The sequence below is a fragment of the Amycolatopsis granulosa genome, from assembly GCF_011758745.1.
In the GTDB taxonomy this organism is placed as follows: domain Bacteria; phylum Actinomycetota; class Actinomycetes; order Mycobacteriales; family Pseudonocardiaceae; genus Amycolatopsis_E; species Amycolatopsis_E granulosa.
In genome coordinates this window covers 1753642-1772590 of the sequence record NZ_JAANOV010000001.1, presented here as the reverse complement: position 1 = coordinate 1772590, position 18949 = coordinate 1753642, and the positions used below count along the sequence as shown (strand labels likewise).

Annotated in this window: 12 protein-coding genes; 9 read left to right on the top strand and 3 right to left on the bottom strand. The window is 72.7% G+C overall.

The window, feature by feature from the left end; genetic code table 11:
- Window positions 1–64: 64 nt before the first annotated feature.
- On the top strand, window positions 65–1240 hold the full coding sequence (locus FHX45_RS08500; RefSeq protein ID WP_208405851.1) for an FAD-dependent monooxygenase: 1176 nt from the start codon (window positions 65–67) through the stop codon (window positions 1238–1240).
- Between the two features lie 2 nt (window positions 1241–1242).
- On the opposite strand, the gene FHX45_RS08495 is transcribed toward FHX45_RS08500, so the two are convergent.
- Window positions 1243–4392: an AfsR/SARP family transcriptional regulator gene (locus FHX45_RS08495; RefSeq protein ID WP_341771394.1), complete on the bottom strand. Its 3150-nt coding sequence runs from the start codon at window positions 4390–4392 to the stop codon at window positions 1243–1245.
- Window positions 4393–4469: 77 nt separating this feature from the next.
- On the opposite strand from FHX45_RS08495, the gene FHX45_RS08490 reads away from it, so the two are divergent.
- The 3 genes from FHX45_RS08490 to FHX45_RS08480 all read left to right on the top strand — a co-directional run bounded on the left by FHX45_RS08490 (window position 4470) and on the right by FHX45_RS08480 (window position 8278).
- Entirely contained in the window at window positions 4470–5207 is a 738-nt protein-coding gene (locus FHX45_RS08490; protein WP_167098379.1) for a PP2C family protein-serine/threonine phosphatase, read from the top strand.
- Window positions 5208–5622: 415 nt separating this feature from the next.
- The gene (locus FHX45_RS08485) at window positions 5623–6129 is read left to right on the top strand and encodes a DUF2087 domain-containing protein (RefSeq protein ID WP_167098376.1); all 507 of its coding nucleotides are present in this window, start codon (window positions 5623–5625) and stop codon (window positions 6127–6129) included.
- Window positions 6130–6454: 325 nt separating this feature from the next.
- Window positions 6455–8278, top strand: a complete 1824-nt coding sequence (locus tag FHX45_RS08480) for a sugar-binding domain-containing protein (protein ID WP_167098373.1) — start codon at window positions 6455–6457, stop codon at window positions 8276–8278.
- 477 nt (window positions 8279–8755) lie between these two features.
- Here the strand turns inward: FHX45_RS08480 and FHX45_RS08475 are convergent, their stop codons facing one another.
- Together FHX45_RS08475 and FHX45_RS08470 are read right to left on the bottom strand one after the other, a co-directional pair.
- A complete protein-coding gene (locus tag FHX45_RS08475) occupies window positions 8756–9136 on the bottom strand; it encodes a peptidase inhibitor family I36 protein (RefSeq protein ID WP_167098370.1) in 381 nt (126 codons plus the stop codon).
- A 198-nt stretch (window positions 9137–9334) separates the two neighbouring features.
- On the bottom strand, window positions 9335–10408 hold the full coding sequence (locus FHX45_RS08470; protein ID WP_167098367.1) for a LacI family DNA-binding transcriptional regulator: 1074 nt from the start codon (window positions 10406–10408) through the stop codon (window positions 9335–9337).
- A 76-nt stretch (window positions 10409–10484) separates the two neighbouring features.
- On the opposite strand from FHX45_RS08470, the gene FHX45_RS08465 reads away from it, so the two are divergent.
- From FHX45_RS08465 to FHX45_RS08445, 5 genes are all read left to right on the top strand, one after another.
- Window positions 10485–11663, top strand: coding sequence for an MFS transporter (locus FHX45_RS08465; protein WP_167108620.1), 1179 nt, complete (start codon window positions 10485–10487; stop codon window positions 11661–11663).
- Window positions 11664–11683: 20 nt separating this feature from the next.
- On the top strand, window positions 11684–13693 hold the full coding sequence (locus FHX45_RS08460) for a cytochrome c oxidase assembly protein (RefSeq protein ID WP_167098364.1): 2010 nt from the start codon (window positions 11684–11686) through the stop codon (window positions 13691–13693).
- A 167-nt stretch (window positions 13694–13860) separates the two neighbouring features.
- Window positions 13861–14358: a single-stranded DNA-binding protein gene (locus FHX45_RS08455; protein ID WP_167098361.1), complete on the top strand. Its 498-nt coding sequence runs from the start codon at window positions 13861–13863 to the stop codon at window positions 14356–14358.
- Between the two features lie 97 nt (window positions 14359–14455).
- Entirely contained in the window at window positions 14456–16132 is a 1677-nt protein-coding gene (gene ettA / locus FHX45_RS08450; protein WP_167098358.1) for an energy-dependent translational throttle protein EttA, read from the top strand.
- Window positions 16133–16184: 52 nt separating this feature from the next.
- The gene (locus tag FHX45_RS08445; RefSeq protein ID WP_167098355.1) at window positions 16185–18926 is read left to right on the top strand and encodes a hypothetical protein; all 2742 of its coding nucleotides are present in this window, start codon (window positions 16185–16187) and stop codon (window positions 18924–18926) included.
- The last annotated feature ends 23 nt before the right edge of the window (window positions 18927–18949 follow it).

Genomic DNA, 18949 nt, shown 5'->3' with positions numbered 1-18949 from the left:
CGTCAGCCGACGGTCAGCGCGCCCGGCGAAGCTCACCTCATCCGAGACGACGAGGAGAGCGACCATGAGCAAGACCGTGCTGATCTCCGGTGCCGGCATCGCCGGGCCGTCCGTGGCCTTCTGGCTGAACCGCCTGGGCTACTCGACGACGGTGGTGGAGCGGGCACCCGCGCTGCGCGAGGGCGGGCAGGCCGTGGACTTCCGCGGTGAGCAGATGGAGGTCCTGCGCCGCATGGGGTTGCTGGAGGAGGTCCGGGCGCGGCGGACGTCGATGGGGGAGCAGCACATCCTGGACGCGTCCGGGAACCGCGTCGCGAGCCTGCCGGCATCGATGATCAGCGGTGAGGTCGAGATCCAGCGCGGCGACCTGAGCCGCGTGCTGTACGAGGCGACCCGTGCCGACACCGAGTACGTCTTCGGCGACTGGATCACGGCGCTGACCGACACCGGATCCGCGGTCGAGGTCACTTTCGCGCACGGCGCGCCACGCACCGTGGACCTGGTCGTCGGTGCCGACGGCCTGCATTCGGCGGTGCGGGCACTGACGTTCGGGCCGGAGTCGCGGTTCCGGACGGACATGGGTTACGTCTGCGCCGGGTGCAGCGTGCCGAACCACCTGCTCCTCGACCACGCCGGGCTGATCTACAACGTGCCCGGCCGGGGCGTGACGTACGCGGCGCAGGACCCGGACGGCCCCGCGAGCGTCGGTTTCGTGTTCGCCGCGAACGGGCTGAACTACGACCGCAAGGACGAGGCCCAGCTGAAGCGGCTCATCACCGAGGTCTACGCCGGGGTCGGCTGGGAGGTGCCGCGGCTGCTGGCCGCCCTCCGCGACGTGGACGACCTGTACTTCGACGAGCTCGCGCACATCTGTCTGCCCGCCTACACGAGCGGCCGGGTGGCTCTGGTGGGCGACGCGGGCTGGGGCGTCGGACCGGGCGGCGGCGGGACCGGCCTGGCGATGATGGCCGCGCACGTGCTCGCCGGGGAGCTGGCGGCGGCGGGCGGGGACCACACCGTCGCGTTCCCGCGGTACGAGTCGGAGGTGCGCCCGGCCGCCGAGGCGGGCGCCAAGCAGGCCAAGGGCACCGGTCCGTTCCTCGCGCCCCGGACGGCGCGCGGGCTGTGGCTGCGGAACCAGTCGCACCGGCTGCTGACCACCCGGTTGTTCTCCGGGGTCTTCGACAAGCTCACCCTGAAGGCGGCCAACACCCTCCGGCTGAAGGACTACGGTCTCTGAGCTCACCGAGCTTCGGGGCTCGGTGGATCCGCGAGGGGTTCCAGCCGGGCGAGGACTTCGTCGTACGGCATCGCCGCGCCGCGGTCGTAGGCGGCGGCGTAGGCGTCCGCGCCGAGCAGGTGCCGGCACCGCGCCGCGACCGCTGCCACGTCCTGGTCGCCCCGCCGGGCCACGCCACGCAGCGCGACCGCCATCCCCAGCTGCTCGGCGGCGGTGTCCGGATCGCCGTCGAGCAAGGTGGTCCCCGCCAGCCCCTCCAGGGCGTCGGCGATGTTCGACCGGAAGTGCTGTGCCAGGGTGATCCCGAGCGCCCGCCGGTGCCGCGCCCGGGCCTCGTCCAGGTCGCCCGTGGCCTCGGCGAGCCGGCCGAGCGCGGTCAGCGTCTGGGCGCTGGCCGCGCCGCTCTGCCAGTCCGCGCCCAGCCCGCGCAGCGCGCGTTCGTACCGGGCCCGCGCAGGCGCGAAGTCCCCACGACGGCGCGCCAGATCGCCGAACCCGCGCTCGGCCAGCGCGAGCAGCGTCGAGGCGCCGGCCCGCCGCGCCAGGTCCGCGCCGCGCTGGTAGCCGGCTTCCGCGTCGCTCAGGTCGCCGTCGCGCAGCAGCCGGTCCGCTCGCCGCAGCGTCAGCTCGGCCAGTTCCTCCGTCGCATTGAGTTCGCCGAGCAGGCCGATCGCCTCGTCCACCAGCGCCAGCGCCCGGTCCCGGTCCCCGCGCAGGTCCGCGAGCTCGGCAAGCCCGTCGAGCACTTGCGCCGCGCCCCACCGGTCGCCAACGGTGCGGAACGACTCCAGCGCCCGGTGGAAGGTCTGCTCGGCGCCCGCGATGTCCCCGTTGAACAGCTGGAGGTAGCTGAGGGAGAAGTCCCGCAGCGCGCCGAACCAGGGATCGGCATCGCCCGACATCGCCAGCTCCAGCTCGGTCGGCCGGCGCCCAGGGGCCGGTGGTCCGGCGAACAACGCCCAGTAGACCAGCAGGTACGGCTGCCGCACCGGCCAGCGCAGCGAGCTCATGATCGACTCCACCCGGCGCAGGTGCTCGTCCAGCCCGGGCGGCTCCGCGGGTGCCGCGTTGAGCACGGCGAGCGTGTATTCCTCCATGAGCTCCCCGACCTCGGTGAGCGGTTCGGGGCCGAGGTTGGCGAGCAGGCGCACCGCCAGCGGCGCGATCTCCGTCCGCACACCCTGCAGCCGCCAGTACGACGACAGCGCCCCGACCAGCCGCAGTGCCAGCGCGGTGTCCGCATCGACCGCCCAGCGCAGAGCGGCGTTCAGGTTCGCCCGCTCCGCGGTCAGCCGCGCGAGCCACTCGATCTGCTCGCTGCGGCGCAGGTGGGGGTCGGCGGTGCGGGCGAGCGCGAGGAAGTGCTCGGCGTGCGCGCGGGCGAGTCTTTCGCGTTCGCCCGATTGGTCCAGTCGCTCCGCGCTGAACGCCCGGATCGTCTCCAACATCCGGTACCGGTCCCCGGAGAACTCCACGAGAGACTTGTCGACAAGGCTGTCAAGGAGGTCCTCGGCGTCCGCTTCGGACAGTCCACACACGCCGGCGACGGCATCCGCGGTCGCGCCGCCCGCGAAGACAGCGAACCGCCGCGCCAGGTCCCGTTCGTCCGGTTCGAGGAGGTCCCAGCTCCAGCCGACCACCGCGCGCAACGTCTGGTGCCGGGGCGCGGCGGTGCGGCTGCCCTTCGACAGCAGGCGGAACCGGTCGCCGAGCCGGGACTCGAGCTGGTCCAGCGGCAGGGTCCGCAGGCGGGCCGCGGCCAGCTCGATCGCCAGCGGCAACCCGTCGAGCGCCGCGCAGATCCGCAGCACCTGTGGTGCGGTCCGGTCGTCGAGCCGGAACCCGGGCCGCACCGCCGCTGCGCGCTCGGCGAACAGCCGCACCGACTCGTAGCCGAGAGCCTCGTCGGCGGCCGTACCCGGCGGCGGCGACGCCAGCGGCGGCACCGGGCACAACGCCTCACCGGTGATGCCCAGCGGTTCCCGGCTGGTGGCGAGCACCCGCAGCCCGGGGCTGGCCGCGAGCAGCCGGTGGACGAGCTTGGCGGCGCCGGTGATGACGTGCTCGCAGTTGTCGAAGATCAGCAGTACGCGGCGGTCGGTCAGGGCCACCTCCGCGCGGTCGACCGGATCCGGCGCGGCCGCGGCGGGGAACAGCCCGGTCTCCCGCAGGCCGAGCGCGGTGAGGACGGCCTGGGCGACCTCGGTGCCGCTCGCGACGGGCGCCAGGTCCACGAAGCACACGTCGCCGTCGGCGTGGCTGCCGGCCTCGACGGCCAGCCGGGTCTTGCCCGCGCCACCGGGACCGGTGAGCGTGACCAGGCGGTTGTCCGCCAGCAGAGCGGCGATGCGAGCCAGTTCCGGTTCCCGGCCGACGAAGCTGGTGAGCTGGGCGGGGAGTTTCGGTGGTTCCGGCGCCGGATCGGCGCGCAGCACCGCGAGGTGGGCGGCGGCGAGTTCCGGCGACGGGTCGGCGCCCAGCTCGTCGGCGAGCGCGCGGCGAGCGTCCGCGAAGACGGTGAGTGCCTCGGCCTGGCGCCCGCCGGCCGCGAGCGCGCGGATGAGCAGGACACGCGGCCGCTCGCGGAGGGGGTGGGCGGCGCACAGCGCGGTCAGCTCGTCGACCACGTCCCGGGACTCGCCGAGGGCCAGGTCGGCTTCCGCACGGTCCTCGATCGCCGCGGTGCGCAGCTCGTCCAGCCGGACGGCCTGCGCTCCGGCGAAGGGCGCGTCGCGGACATCGGCCAGCGCCGGGCCGCGCCACAGGGCGAGGGCCTCATGCAGGAGCCGCGCGGCACGGGTGTGGTCGCCGGCGGCGAGGGCTTGCCGGCCCGCCACGGCGAGCTGGGTGAAGCGGTGGACGTCGACGTGGTCCGGGTCGACAGCGAGCCGGTAGCCCGCCGGGTGCGACTCGATGCGTGCTTCGTCGCCGAGCTTGCGGCGCAGCCGGGACACCTGTGCCTGTAGCGCATTGGCCGCGTCGCCCGGCGGGTCGTCGCCGTAGAGGCCGTCGATGAGCCGGCCGGTGCCGACGACGCGACCCGCGTCGAGCAGCAGGAGTGCGAGGAGGGAGCGCGGCCGTGGCCCGCCGAGGGGCACCGGGTTCCCGGCCGCGGAGCGCACCTCGACCGGACCCAGGACGGCGAACCACACCCCGCGATTGTGGCGCATGGCGCCTCGGACGGGGTGAGGCTGTGCCGGTCTTCGCGGGCCGCTGCTTTACTTCACGTATGGAACCTGGGCCGCTGACGATTTCCTACGCCGTGGCTTCCGACGTCGGGCAGCGACGCGAAGCGAACGAGGACTCGGTCTACACCAGTCCGCGTCTGCTCGCGGTCGCCGACGGGATGGGCGGCCACGTCGCCGGTGAGGTCGCCAGTTCGGGCGCGGTCGCCGCGATCGCCGCCCTGGACGAGCGCGCGGCGGCCGAGTCGGCGAAGGTCGATGTCGAGGCGCTGGCGGGTGCGGTGTCCGATGCGGGGCGCCGGTTGCGGGCGCTCGTCGAGGAGGACAGCCGGCTGCAGGGCATGGGGACCACACTGACGGTCCTGGCGTGGAACGGGGATTCGTTCGCCGTGGCGCACGTGGGCGATTCCCGCGCGTACCGGCTGCGCGAGGGCGAGCTGGTGCAGGTGACGCGGGACCACACGGTGGTGCAGGAGCTGGTGGACCAGGGGCGGATCTCCCCGGAACTGGCGGTGAGCCACCCGCAGCGGTCGGTGCTGACGCGGGCCCTGCAGGGCGCCGGGGAGCCGGAGCCGGATCTGTTCGTGCTGGATGCCCGGGCCGGCGACCGGTACCTGATCTGTTCGGACGGCCTGTCGGACGTCGTGTCACCGGCCCAGCTCAGCGAGGTCCTGGGCACGGTGCCCGAGCCGGACGAAGCGGTGCGGCGGCTGGTGGAGCTCGCCAACGCGGGCGGCGGACCGGACAACATCAGCTGCGTCGTCGCCGACGTCCGGGACTGACACCACACGGCCGGCGGGCGCGTCGCGGGTGGCGGCGGATGTCCCTGCCCGGCGGATGTCCCTGCCCGGCGGATGTCCCTGCCCGGCGGCGTACCGGCCCGGTGGGCCTGGCGGTCGGCGCTCGGCGCGGACACTGCCGCCGCTGGAGTGCCGGCCCGGAGATCTGCGGGTGACCGTAGTGCGGACCGGTCCAGCTGAGCGCGGGAGTGACGAGTCGCCGGGCGAGCGAGTGCGGTCGACGCAGGCACCCCGCCCGGTCGGCCGGCGGCCGAGGTGTGCGCCCGTTGTCCGGCCGCGTTGGGCGGGCCCTGCCCGGCGGGCAGCGCGTGCGCCTCCTCGGCGGGGCTGCCGGTGCCCCGGGAGTGATCAGGAAAACGGGTTCACCGGCGGCGCGACCGGCGGTACGGTCGGGGCCATGGCATCACCGGAAGCGCTGGTTTCCGCGCTGGCGGACCCCGAACGTCTGATGCTCTTCGCCAGGATCTGCACGGAGCCCGACGGCCTGCCCGCCGACGACCGGCGTACGGCGAAGCTCGCGAACCGGCTCGTCTCAGCCGGCTTGGTCACCCTTGCGGAGGGGCGCTACCGGGCCGTTCCCGGAGCCTTCCGCGATGCGCTGGCGAGGCGCCCGGCCGATCCGGTCGATGCGCTGTTCCGCCGCGGACGGCTCACGGCGATCCCACGGCCGGGCAAGCTGCGTCAAGCCCTGCTCACGGAACTCGCCGGGAAGTTCGAGCCCGGCCGGATCTACACCGAGCGCGAGGTTCGCGAGAAGCTCGCGCCCATCCACGACGACCACGCCGCGCTCCGCCGCTTCCTCGTCGACGAAGGTTTGCTCCAGCGCAGCAACGACGGCCGCGCCTACGGACGTCCCGCCGAGGCACGCCCAGCAGCCGACGGGTCGTTCGCCGGGGGGACCTGAGGCGTGACCCGGGGTGGGCACGCCGTCAGCGCACGTCCCGTGGCTCTGCCGGCCATCGGCCTCACCAGCCCCAGCCCGTCCCGCGATGCCGCACCGGGCCAGCACCATCACCCCGCTGCTCCGCACGTCGCCTCTCGCCCCGGACGCCGCTCACCACCGCACCACCGGCCCCCGCCCGGCGACAGACCCGACATCATCGTGCTGGGCGAGGAAGCCCGTCATTCGATCGCGGAATCCTTTCGCAGGCGGCCCGCCGACCGGAGCACGGTGTTCACCAGCTCATGGCGCCATGCTCGACCCTCCTTCCTGTCGTAGGGTTCTCGCCATGATCGTCGCCGACCCGGACCGCCTGTGCCCGCGACCGCAACTCGTCCGGCCCGAGTGGTTCGAACTGGACGGCACCTGGGGCTTCGCGTTCGACGACGGCGACCGCGGCCTCGCCGACCGGTGGTTCGCCGAGGCGGAACCGTTCGACCGGACGATCACCGTGCCGTACCCGCCGGAATCGGAGCTCTCCCGCGTGCACGTGACCGAACCGCACGCCGTCGTCTGGTACCGGCGTGAGTTCGATGCCCCGCCGATCCCGCACGGGCACCGCCTGATCCTGCACTTCGCCGCGGTCGACTACGCGGCATCGGTGTGGATCAACGGAAATCCCGTCGGCGGCCACCAAGGTGGGCAAACACCGTTCTCCTTCGACATCACTCAGGCGTTGCGGGCGGACGGTCCGCAGGTCGTCGTCCTGCGGGCGGAGGACCGGCCGGACGAAGGCACTCAGCCCAGGGGCAAGCAGGACTGGCATCCCGAACCGCACGACATCTGGTACCACCGCACCACCGGAATCTGGCAGCCGGTGTGGGCGGAAGTCGTGCCCGATCTGCATGTGCGTGATCTGCACTGGACGCCGGACATCAGCCGGGCATCCGTCGTCTGCGAGGGCGAGCTCTCCGTGGCACCCGCGGAGGCCGTCACGATCCGCGTGGCGTTGCGGCTCGGCGACGAAATCCTGGCCGAACAGTCCGTGCGGGTCGACCGGCGGCGGTTCCGGTTCGACGTCGCCGTACCCGCGCTGCGGCACGGACAGGACCGGCACCGGCTGCTGTGGTCTCCGGAGAATCCCGTGCTGGTGGACGCCGCGGTCGAACTGCACGGCGCCGAAGCGCCCACCGATACGGTGTCGAGCTATCTCGGCCTGCGTGATGTCGGTGTTGCCGATGGCCGTTTCCTCCTCAATCACCTCCCGTACTTCCCGCGGATGGTTCTGGAACAGGGTTACTGGCCACAGTCGCACCTCGCCGCGCCGGACGCGGTCGCGGTGCGCCGGGAGGTCGAGCTCGTCAAGGAGCTCGGCTTCACCGGTGTCCGGGTGCACCAGAAGGCCGAGGACCCCCGGTTCCTCTACTGGTGCGACCGCCTCGGTTTGCTGGTCTGGGGTGAGACCGCGAACGCCTACGAGTTCGCTCCGGAAGCCGTTGAGCGGCTGACCCGGGAATGGCTGGAGATCCTGCGCCGGGACCGCAGCCATCCCTGCATCGTCACCTGGGTACCGGTCAACGAGAGCTGGGGCGTCCCGGACATCGCCGTGGACCGGGCCCAGGCCCACTTCGCGCGTTCCCTCTACCACCTCACCAAGAGCGTCGATCCGAGCCGGCCGGTGATCGGCAACGACGGCTGGGAGACCCCGGAGGCCGACATCGTCGGCGTGCACGACTACGCCCCCGCCGGCACCTCACTGTCCACTCGCTACGGTGATCCCGACGCCGTGCACGACACCGTGACCAACGGACGTCCCGGTGGTCGTCGCCTCCTGCTCGACGCCGCCGCACCCGGCCGCCCGGTCATGCTGACCGAGTTCGGCGGCCTGTCCTTCGTTCCCGCCGAGGATGAGAAGTGGTTCGGCTACTCCACCGTGACGGATGACGAAGACCTGGTCGCCCGCCTGGAGCAGCTCGTCACCACCGTTCTCGCCTCACCCGCGATCGCCGGCTTCTGCTACACCCAGCTGACCGACACCGAGCAGGAACGCAACGGCCTGCTCACCGCGGACCGAACGCCGAAGGTCGACCCGGCCCGTATCCGTGCGATCCTCACCCGCCCCGCGGCGGCCGTCCCACCCGAGGAGCTCAACCCCTTCCGCGAGCGCACCTGACCAGCGAGGCGACCACGTCAGCGGTTGACGCGGGGCCGGTCATCTCCCAGCCGCCGTCACCGGTTCACAGCACGCCGTGTCCGGGCCGCCAGATCGACAGTCGACACGGAGTAGGCGCCGGTGAGGGCGTTGTCCGAGGTTGCGTGCTGCGGCTTCGGGGCAGTGGTCGCCTGTCCCTCGCAACCGGAAGGGACCCGCTTTCCCGTCGGTGCCGACCCACGCTTCCGCGGCCAGTTCCTCGAAAGTGCCCTGCACGCCTGCACCTTCGCAGGCAGCGACGTCAGGACGACCACCGCCGACCAGCCGGCGAGAATCGACAACGAGCTGCTCCAACACGGGTGAGGATCCGCGGGCGCGACGTGTGCCCGCGCCGCGCCCGCGGACGGGAACCGCGGATGCGGATCCCGGACCGGTCGCCGCTCGGACTCACGTCCCCAGGAGCGAGCGGACAACTGGTCCCGTCTGCGGCAATCCGGGCTAGTGGTCCCAGATCTGGATGGCGCGCACCACGAACGGCGCCTGCGGAACGAACGTCCCGTGGCCCGGGTACGTGCTGAAGTCGCCCTCGGTGGAGCAGTCCTGGCCTTGGTACACGGTCACTTCGCGGTCCAGCCGGTTGACGAAGGACCGCGTGGCCCCGCCGAGCGGGATGCACTCGCCGGGATTGGCCGTGCGGAGGTCGAGGAACTGCACCGTACCGCCGTAGAGCCCGCCGGACCACGCGCAGAATTCGCCCTGCTCGCAGCCGTTGGGAACGGCCGGAGCAGTTTCCGCTTCGGCGATTCCTCCGGTGGTCAGCAATCCGATCGCGGCCAGAACGAGCGCCTTCGGCAGGTACGCGCGAACTATCCCGAACATTTGTCATCTCCCCTGTGAGTGGCGTGTGGTGGCCGCACTTGGCTGTTCCGGGTTCCACAGTGGCGTGTCCCGGCGATCTTGTCAGCGGGCATTTCTACTTCTGTGGATAAGTAGTTCCCGTTAACTCGATCGGGGACCCGGGGACGCACTTGTCCACAGGTCCGGAAACCGGTTCTTGCCGAAGGGAGGATTTCTCTGCTATTTGGCGGGCCCGGTGGAACCGCGCACCACCAGCTCGACGTCCAATGTGGTCGCCCCCGGCGGCCGATGACCGGCGAGCAGGCGCAGGGCCAGCTCCCCGGCCAGTTGCCCCTTGCGCACCAGGTCCTGCCGCACGGTCGTCAGCGGCGGATCCGACCACGCGGCCGGCGGGGTGTCGTCGAACCCGACGACGGACAGGTCCCGGGGCACCCGCAGGCCGCGTTGCCGCGCGACGGCGAGCGCGGCGAGCGCCAGTTCGTCGGACATGCACAGCATCGCGGTCGGCTCGTCGTCGAGCAGACGGGCCGCGCCGGGCATCGCCGCGTCGCGGGACACCCCGGACACCTCCCAGATCGGCACCGCGTCCGGGGCGATGCCGGCCGCCTCCAGTGCCTCCAGGTAGCCGGCGAGCCGCTCCCGGTTGTCCCGGAACCGGCTCCGCGCGGCCTCGGCGGCCGTCAGGGGCCCGCCCCGGGGTTCGGACAGGCACTGCGCGGACAGGATCGCGAACCGCCGGTGTCCCAGTTCCAGCAGGTGCCGGGCCGCGACCGCCGCGCCGCCGCGATCGTCGGTCGACACCCGCGCCGCGCCGGGCACGATCGGCTGGTCGATCACCACCAGCGGCAGTCCGCGTTGCTTGACCGCTCGCAGCGCCGGTGCGTTGTCCGCCAGGGAGTAGGCCACCGCGAGATCCGCCTGGGCCGCGAGCACCCGGTCGGCCCGAGGCCCGCCGTCGTGCCCGCCGGGCAGGAGGAGGAGCGCGTGCCCTTCCGGGTCCACCCGGCTCGCCAGCGCGTCGAGGGTGATCGACAGCGCCGGATCGGAGAAGGCCGCCGACAACCCGGTGTCGAGCATGAACGCGATCGCCCCGGTGCGCTGGGTCGCCAGGCTCCGCGCGATCGGGTCGGGGCCCGCGTAGCCGAGCCGTTTCGCGACCCGCAGCACCTCGTTGCGCAGGTCGGCGGAGAGTTGGTCGGGACGGTTGTACGCGTTGGACACGGTCGCCCGCGAGACACCCGCGGCGGTGGCGACGTCGTCCAGCGTCGGGCGCCGCCGACGGGTACCGGTCATGCGCGGGAGTGTAGACGGACCAGAAACCCGGTTGACGTTCTGAAGCGCTTAAGTCATTGTGGGAGAGGTGATCGGGATCAGTGACCGGGCGTCGGTGTTCGTGGTGTTCGCGCTCAACGGCGCGGTCTACGGATCGTGGGCGCCGCGGGTGCCCGCGCTCGCGGACCAGGCCGGGGCCGGTCCCGGCACGCTGGGGCTGGCGCTGCTGGGCGGCACCGCCGGGCTGCTGCTGGCGGCTCCGTTGTCGGGGCGCTGGACGGAGCGGTTCGGGGCACGCCGCGTGATGGTCGTCTCGACGCTGCTGAGCTGCGCCGTGCTGGCGGTGACCGGGCTCGTCGGGTCGGTCGCGTCGCTCGCGATCGCCCTGTTCGGGCTCGGCTTCGCGAGCGGCGCGCTGGACGTGGCGATGAACGTCGGCGGGGTCAGCGTGGAGCGGCGCCGCGGCACGGTGATCATGCCGGTGTTCCACGCGGGATTCAGCTTCGGCGGCCTGGTCGCGTCGGCCGCCGCGGGGCTCGCCGCGGCCCGCCACTGGCCAACCGACCGGCACTTCCTCCTGGCCGCGGCCGTGGCCGCGCTCGTGCTGGTCCTCGTCCACCGCGGTCTGCCGCGATCGGCGCCCCGCGCGGAGCGGCCGGTGCGCCGGGCCCGCAGGGCCCCGGCCCGCCGCCCGGTGCTGTGGTTGCTGGCCGCGGTGCCGCTGTGTTCCGCCGTCGCGGAGGGGGCCAGCTCGGACTGGTCGGCGCTGCTGCTGGTGACCGAGCACGGCGCGGGGCAGGGTGCGGCCGCGCTGGCCTTCACCGCGTTCTCCCTCGCCATGGCGGTGACCCGTCTGGGCAGCGCCTGGATGCAGCGCCGCTTCGGCGCCACCCGCACCCTCGTGGCCGGCGCCGTCGTGGCCGGAGCGGGGTTGCTGACCTCGGCGGTCGTGCCGGCCGCGGGTCCGGCCTTCGCCGGATTCGTCCTGGCCGGCACGGGACTCGCCGCGGCGTTCCCGGTCGCGCTGAGCCTCGCCGGTTCGGCCGGTGAGCGGGCCGACGGCAGTGGCGGGGAACGCGAGATCGCGTTCGTCACCACCGTCGCCTACACCGGCTTCGTGGCCGGCCCGCCGCTGATCGGCGGAATCGCTCAGGTGACCTCGTTGTCCGCTTCGTTTGTGCTGGTCGCGGTTCTGGCGGCGTTGATCGCCCCGGCCGCGGTGGGGGCGAGTCGCGCACGTCACCGTGAACGGGCGGCTGCCGAGCTGCCCGTCTGAGGCGGGCCTACCCTCGACACGTGCCCTCCGAAGTTTCCGAGCCCGCGACCCCCCGCCGGGCGAGTGTTCTCCCGCTGCTGCTGGTGTGCGGGTTGCTGGCGGCGGTGGTGGCCGTCGCGTTGCTCGCGTTGTCGGGCGGCGCCACCTATCAGATCGTGGGCCTGCCCGACCCCGGCCTCGTGACGCAGTACGGCGTCGGTGTGGTGCGGGTGCTCGCCGACGCCGCCTCGGTGGTGTGCGTGGGTTCGCTGCTGCTGGCGACGTTCCTGGTGCCGCCGCAGAAGTCCGGAGTCCTGGACCGGGACGGGTACGCCGCCCTGCGCACCGCGGGGACCGCGGCGTGGGTGTGGTTCTTCGCGGCGCTCGCCTCGGTCCTGTTCACCGCGGCGGACGCGGCGGGCAAGCCGGTCACCGAGCTGTTCTCGCCGCAGGTCCTGCTCGACCTCGTCGACGCGATCGAACAGCCCAAGGCCTGGCTGTGGACCGCGGGCATCGCGCTGCTGCTGGTGCTCGGCTGCCGCCTCGCACTGTCCTGGGGATGGACCGCGGTGCTCTTCGGGGTGTCCCTCGCCGGGCTCGTCCCGGTCGCGGTGACCGGGCACTCCGCGAGCGGTGGCTCCCACGACCTCGCCACGAACAGCCTGCTCTACCACCTGGTGGCCGCGTCGCTGTGGGTCGGCGGCCTGGTCGCGCTGCTCGCCCTCGGCTGGCGGCGCGGCGACCACCTGGCGCTCGCCGCGCGCCGGTTTTCCTGGCTCGCCCTGGTGTGCTGGATCGTGATGGCGGTGTCCGGCGTGATCAACGCGCTGGTCCGGCTGCCGCTGACCGACCTGTTCACCACCGGGTACGGCCTGCTCGTCGTGGCCAAGATCGTAGCCTTGCTCGTGCTCGGGGTGTTCGGCCAGCAACAACGTTCCCGCGGTGTGCGCGCGGTGGTCGAGGGCCAGGGCGGCGGGCAGCTGCTGCGCCTGGCCGCGGTCGAGGTGCTGATCATGTTCGTCACCATCGGCATCGCCACCGCGCTGGGCCGCACCCCGCCGCCGCAGGAAGCCGTGCAGCCCTCGACGACGGAACTGCTCATCGGCTACAACCTGCCCGGCCCGCCCACCGTGCTGCGGCTGCTGTTCGACTGGCGGTTCGACCTGGTCTTCGGCACCGCGGCGATCGTGCTGGCGGTGTCCTACCTGGCAGGTGTGCGGCGGCTGCGGCGCAAGGGGATCGCATGGCCCGCGGGCCGGACGGCGGCGTGGCTCGGCGGGTGCTTCGTGTTGCTGATCGCCACGTCGTCCGGCATCGGGCGCTACTCGCCGGCGATGTTCAGCGTGCACATGGGCAGTCACATGCTCCTGTCGATGGTCGCGCCGGTGCTGTTCGTGCTGGGCGGGCCGGTGACCCTCGCGCTGCGGGCGCTGCCCGTGGCCGGCCGGGACGCCCCGCCGGGTCCGCGCGAATGGCTGCTCGCCGCAGTGCATTCGCCGATTTCGCGCGTGCTCACCCATCCGGTCGTCGCGCTGGTCCTGTTCGTCGGCTCGTTCTACGTTCTGTACTTCTCCGGCCTGTTCGGCGCGGCACTGAATTTCCACTGGGCGCACCTGTTGATGAACGCCCACTTCCTCCTCACCGGGTACGTCTTCTACTGGCCGGTGATCGGGGTGGACCAGGCGCCGCGGCGGCTGCCGCACCTCGGACGGCTCGGCATGATGTTCGCAGCCATGCCGTTCCACGCCTTCTTCGGCGTGATCCTGATGTCGAAGCAGACCGTCATCGGCGACAACTTCTACCGGGCGCTGCACCTGCCGTGGGTGTCCGATCTGCTGGCCGACCAGCGGCTGGGCGGCGGGATCGCGTGGGCGTCGGGCGAGGTGCCGGCGCTGCTGGTGCTGATCGCGCTGCTCCTGCAGTGGGCACGGGCCGACGCGCGGGAGGCGAAGCGGAAGGACCGCCGGGAGGAGGCCAGCGGGGAGCAGGAGCTGGCGGCCTACAACGCGATGCTCAAGCAGATGGCGGACCAGGGCAAGCCGCGCCCCTAGCACGACGCTGCGACAGTTTCGCCGACATCGCCGGTTTTCCCGGCGAGTTGTCCACACCGCTCGAAATCATCCACAGATTTCCGCCGATTTCGCGCACCCCCTTCCGATCGCGTGTTTCCCGGGCACCCTGGTGACGGGCCGGGAACGACGAGGAAGGGAGCACGGCGATGGCGATCGGGGAGATGATGGTGACCCTGGTGGGCACGATGACCAGCGACGTCACGGTCAAGCGGGTGGGACAGGACGGGCACGACCTGGCGATCTTCCGGGCGCGCAGCGACGAGCGCCGGTTCGACCGGCACAAACAGGAATGGGTGCCGGGCAGGCGGTTCTCGGTGCGGGTCGTCTGCCGGCGGGGCCTGGCGTCTTCCGTGGCGAGCGCGTTGCGCCGCGGCGATCCGGTGGTGGTCCACGGCCGGCTGCACGGCGGCGATCCGGAGACCGGCGGGCCTGGTGCTCAACTCGAACTCGAGGCTTTCGCGATCGGGCCCAATCTCGCCCACTGCGATGTCTCACCGCGGCGGCCGCCGCGGCCCGAACCCGCCGTGTCGTCGGGGATCCCGTCGTGGGACCCTTCCGGCGCCACCGTCGAAGCCCTGCAGAACGGGTCGGTACGTGCGCCCCGGCCGTCTCTCGCCGCGCCGGGCGGAGGCCAGGGTCCGTGACCGACTCCTGTGCTTGACGGTGACGGGGGGTTGACTCTGCGTCGCGGGACGGTGACCGGCGTTCGGCCGCGGCTGACCCGGCTCTACGATCGTGGGTATGGCCGAGTTCATCTACACCATGAAAAAGGTGCGCAAGACCGTCGGGGACAAGGTCATCCTCGACGATGTCAGCACCGCGTTCTACCCGGGCGCCAAGATCGGCGTCGTGGGTCCGAACGGTGCCGGCAAGTCCACCGTGCTGAAGATCATGGCGGGACTCGATCAGCCGAGCAACGGGGAGGCATTCCTCCAGCCCGGCGCGACCGTCGGGATCCTCCAGCAGGAGCCGCCGCTCAACGAGGACAAGACGGTGCGCGGCAATGTCGAGGAGGGGCTCGGCGAGATCAAGGTGAAGCTCGACCGCTTCAACGAGATCGCCGAGCTGCTGGCCACCGACTACAGCGACGAGCTGATGGAGGAGATGGGCCGGCTCCAGGAGGATCTCGACCACGCCGACGCGTGGGAGCTGGACTCCCAGCTCGAGCAAGCGATGGACGCGTTGCGGTGCCCGCCGCCGGACGAGCCGGTGACGCACCTGTCCGGTGGTGAGCGCCGCCGGGTGGCGCTGTGCAAGCTGCTGCTGTCCAAGCCGGATCTGCTGCTGCTCGACGAGCCCACCAACCACCTGGACGCGGAGAGCGTGCTGTGGCTGGAGCAGTTCCTGGCCACCTACCCCGGCGCCGTCCTCGCGGTCACCCACGACCGGTACTTCCTGGACAACGTCGCGCAGTGGATCATGGAGCTCGACCGCGGCCGGGTCGTCGGCTACGAGGGCAACTACTCCACGTACCTGGAGAAGAAGCGGGAACGCCTCGAGGTCCAGGGCAAGAAGGACGCCAAGCTCGCCAAGCGGCTGAAGAACGAGCTGGACTGGGTGCGGTCGAACGCCAAGGCGCGCCAGACCAAGTCGCGGGCCCGTCTCGACCGCTACGAGGAGATGGCCGCGGAGGCCGAGCGCACCCGCAAGCTGGACTTCGAGGAGATCCAGATCCCGCCGGGGCCCCGGCTGGGCAGTGTGGTCGTCGAGGTCTCGCACCTGAAGAAGGGCTTCGAGGATCGCGTCCTGATCGACGACCTGTCCTTCACGCTGCCGCGCAACGGCATCGTCGGTGTGATCGGGCCGAACGGTGTCGGCAAGACGACCCTGTTCAAGACGATCGTCGGGCTGGAGAAGCCGGACGACGGCGAGGTCAAGATCGGCGAGACGGTCAAGCTGTCCTATGTGGACCAGAACCGTGCGGGGATCGACCCGGCCAAGACGGTGTGGGAGGTGGTGTCCGACGGGCTCGACTACATCAACGTCGGGCAGACCGAAATGCCGTCGCGGGCGTACGTCAGCGCATTCGGGTTCAAGGGCCCGGACCAGCAGAAGCCCTCGGGTGTGCTCTCCGGTGGCGAGCGCAACCGGCTGAACCTGGCCCTGACCCTCAAGCAGGGCGGGAACCTGATCCTGCTGGACGAGCCGACGAACGACCTGGACGTGGAGACCCTGGGCTCGCTGGAGAACGCGCTGGAGCAGTTCCCCGGCTGTGCCGTGGTCATCTCGCACGACCGGTGGTTCCTCGACCGCGTCGCGACGCACATCCTCGCGTGGGAGGGCACCGACGAGAACCCGGCGAAGTGGTTCTGGTTCGAGGGCAACTTCGAAGGCTACGAGAAGAACAAGGTGGAGCGCCTGGGCCCGGACGCGGCCCGGCCGCACCGGGTGACGCACCGCAAGCTGACCCGCGACTGAGCGGGTGAGCCCCGTGCTAGCACGCTCGAGCCGACACGGAAGCGGAGTCCTCTTGGCAGCCACCCACCACAGCCGGCCGCGCCTCCAGGGCGGTGGCCGGAGCACGGAGATCGCGGCGGTCGAGCACCTGCTCGACCAGGCCGCCGACTTCGAGGTGCGTGCGCCCGAACTGGCGCTCGTGCTCGGTGAGCGCGCCGCGGCTCTGGCCGAGACGGCCGGGACGGAGGAGCTGTGGGTCCGGGGTGAGGGGCTCGCGGTGTCCGCCCGGGTGCGGCTCGGTCTCCGGGCGCCGACGGTGGGCCGGGCCGTGGCCGCTCTGCGTGCCGCGGAGGAGACGGGGCAGACCACCCTGGCCGCGCAGCTGCGGACCGATCTCGCGATCTGTGCCCGCAGCGTCGGCGCGCCGTTGACGGGTCTCGCCGCGTTGCGACCGGTGCTGGACGCGCCAGGTTTCGGCGGTGTCCGCAAGGCTGCGGCGTTGAGCCAGCTGGTCGGGTGCCTGTCGCAGTTCGGGCGCAAACCCGAACTGGACCGGACGCTGGCGGAGGCCGACCGGTTGTGTGGCGTCGACGAAGACCTGGACGGCGACGGCCGCCTGCTGGCGCGCTCGCTGCTGCGGGTTGCCGTGGCGGCGCACCGCCGTCGGCACGGGGACGTCATCGGTGCCGCCGACGCGGCGCGGACCGGGCTCGGTTTCCTCGATCAGCTCGAGGATGCGCAGCACGACGGTGGCGTGGTGCGGATCCGGTTGGTGTTGCAGCTCGTGTGCGCGCTGCTGGATCGCGGTGACGGGGCGAACGCGCTGGAGATCGCGCAGCCGTTGCTCGACGAGCCGGCGCGGGCGGCGTCCGTCGCTCCGGCGGGGTGGCTGCGGATGGCGGTCGCCACCCGCGTGCTGCTGCCCGCGGGGAGTGTGGAGGCAGCCGCCCGGATGCTGCGCGACGCCGTGCACGCCACCGAGCGGCACGAGCTGTATGCGCTGACGGCGCGGCTGTGGACGGAGCTGGCGCACGTGGAGGAGCGGCTGGGCCGCTACGCCGAGGCGATCGAGTGCCTCCAGCTGTCACGGGCCGCCGAGCACGTGCACGCGCGGGCCCGGCGTCAAGCGGTGGGGCTGCTGGCGGGCGAGTTCGGTGGCGGCGGGCACGCCGAGGTCGACCTGGACCACGTGCTGGGTTCGGCGTCCGCGAGTGCGACGGCTTCGGTCTCGGTCGCGCCGCTCTCCGTGCCCGAGCCGAAGGTTGTGGCGGGCCGGGAACCGGGTGCCGAGGAAGCAGCGGCGTCCGGGCCACGGGAGACGGTGGAGGCCGCGACGGGCGGACGGTCCCGGTGGGCCCTCGCACCCGAACCCGCTGCCGAGCGCGCGGAGCCATCGACGGGGGCCGTTCGCCCGGCGCGCCCGGCCGAGAGCGCGGTGCTCGAGCAGACCCGGCGGATGGACGTACCCGGGGCACCGCGCGCGGGCGAGGCGCGGCGTCACCGGTCCGACGTCGCCGCCGAGGTCCTCCGGCCCGGGATACCGGCCGCGCGGGCTGAGGACGCGAGCGAGGCAGCCGGCCGAGCCGCGGAAGCCGTGGCTTCGATGCCGGGCGGTCGCCGTCGAGCGGACGAGCGGGAGCGATCCGCGGAATCGGTTGCCGCTGCTTCGGCCGACGCGGATCCCGGGTCCGACACACGGGTGCCCCGGAAGACCCGGCACGATGCGGAGCACGGGTCCGTCGCGGCGCGGAGTGTGCTGGATCGGCTCGGTGTGAGCGCCGGCGCCGGCGCGGGCGGGGGCCGCCGCCGGGCAGCCGGTTCCGGGGATCCGGAGCGGCCGGAATCCGGTGGACGCCGCCGGGCCGAGGACGACGGCCAGGAAACCGTGGCGCCCACCGAAAGCGGCCGGTCCACTGGCCACGATGCGCCGGGCCGTGGTCTGACCGCCTCGGCGAGCGACGAGACCACCCGGCGGGACGGGCCGCGCGCGGCGTTCGCGGTGCGCGAGGAGGCGTCGTCCGGGCCTGCCGGGCACGATGAGGCCGACTCCGTCTCTGCCCCACGGCAAGCAGTCGGTGGCGAGTCGAGCCGGCTCGGTGCCGAGGCGCATCCGGGTTCCGAGGGGCGTGCCGCGACGGCCGCCGAGGACCGCGCGGAGCCGCGCCGGCACCTCGCCGCCGCGGAGGCGAACCGGGAACCGGCGGGACGCGTCGAATCCATTCTGGACTTCCTCGGGCGCGGACAGACAGCGCGGGACTCCGCTGACGCCGAGTCCGGTGGTACGCGTGCCTCGCACGGGCGGGGCAGCCGCCCGGGTGTCGAGTCCTGGCTGAGCGCGGACGCCGAGCCGGTCAGCCGGGCCGAGGTGTCTCCGCTGCGCAAGGACGAGCCCGAGGGGAAGACCCGCGGCACGACCGAGCCCCCGCCGAGCATGCCCGCCATCGACAACTGGTTGCCACGCCTGCGACTGCCACCGTCGCTGGCGCCCTGGGACGAGTCCGGGGATTCGGAGACAGGCACGACCACCGGCACGTCCGGAACTCCGTTCACGAGCGCACCCGTGCTCCGGGACGACGATCTCGGCGAGCCGTTCGGCCGCGAACTGTCCGGGGTGCCCGACGACGACCTGCCCGAGGACGCCGGCCTCGCCGACCTGCTGGCCCGCGCCCTCGCCGAACACCAGGCCGGCACGGCCAGTGCCGCGGCACTCGTGAAGCGACTCGGCAACCAATCGGTGTCCGAGCCGCGGCCCGTCAACGGGCACGGGCGGAACGGAGCGGAGCCCGGGAACGGCCGCCACCGCGGCGACCGCTGACGCACGCCGCCATCCGCTCGCGC

What these genes read in the sequence shown, in the direction of transcription:
- FHX45_RS08490 (WP_167098379.1), top strand. Translation starts at nt 4,470, where the DNA reads ATGGAACCTGGGCCGCTGACGATTTCCTACGCCGTGGCTTCCGACGTC.
- FHX45_RS08480 (WP_167098373.1), top strand. Translation starts at nt 6,455, where the DNA reads ATGATCGTCGCCGACCCGGACCGCCTGTGCCCGCGACCGCAACTCGTC.
- ettA (WP_167098358.1), top strand. Translation starts at nt 14,456, where the DNA reads ATGGCCGAGTTCATCTACACCATGAAAAAGGTGCGCAAGACCGTCGGG.
- FHX45_RS08485 (WP_167098376.1), top strand. Translation starts at nt 5,623, where the DNA reads ATGGCATCACCGGAAGCGCTGGTTTCCGCGCTGGCGGACCCCGAACGT.
- FHX45_RS08475 (WP_167098370.1), bottom strand. Translation starts at nt 9,136, where the DNA reads ATGTTCGGGATAGTTCGCGCGTACCTGCCGAAGGCGCTCGTTCTGGCC.
- FHX45_RS08455 (WP_167098361.1), top strand. Translation starts at nt 13,861, where the DNA reads ATGGCGATCGGGGAGATGATGGTGACCCTGGTGGGCACGATGACCAGC.
- FHX45_RS08470 (WP_167098367.1), bottom strand. Translation starts at nt 10,408, where the DNA reads ATGACCGGTACCCGTCGGCGGCGCCCGACGCTGGACGACGTCGCCACC.
- FHX45_RS08500 (WP_208405851.1), top strand. Translation starts at nt 65, where the DNA reads ATGAGCAAGACCGTGCTGATCTCCGGTGCCGGCATCGCCGGGCCGTCC.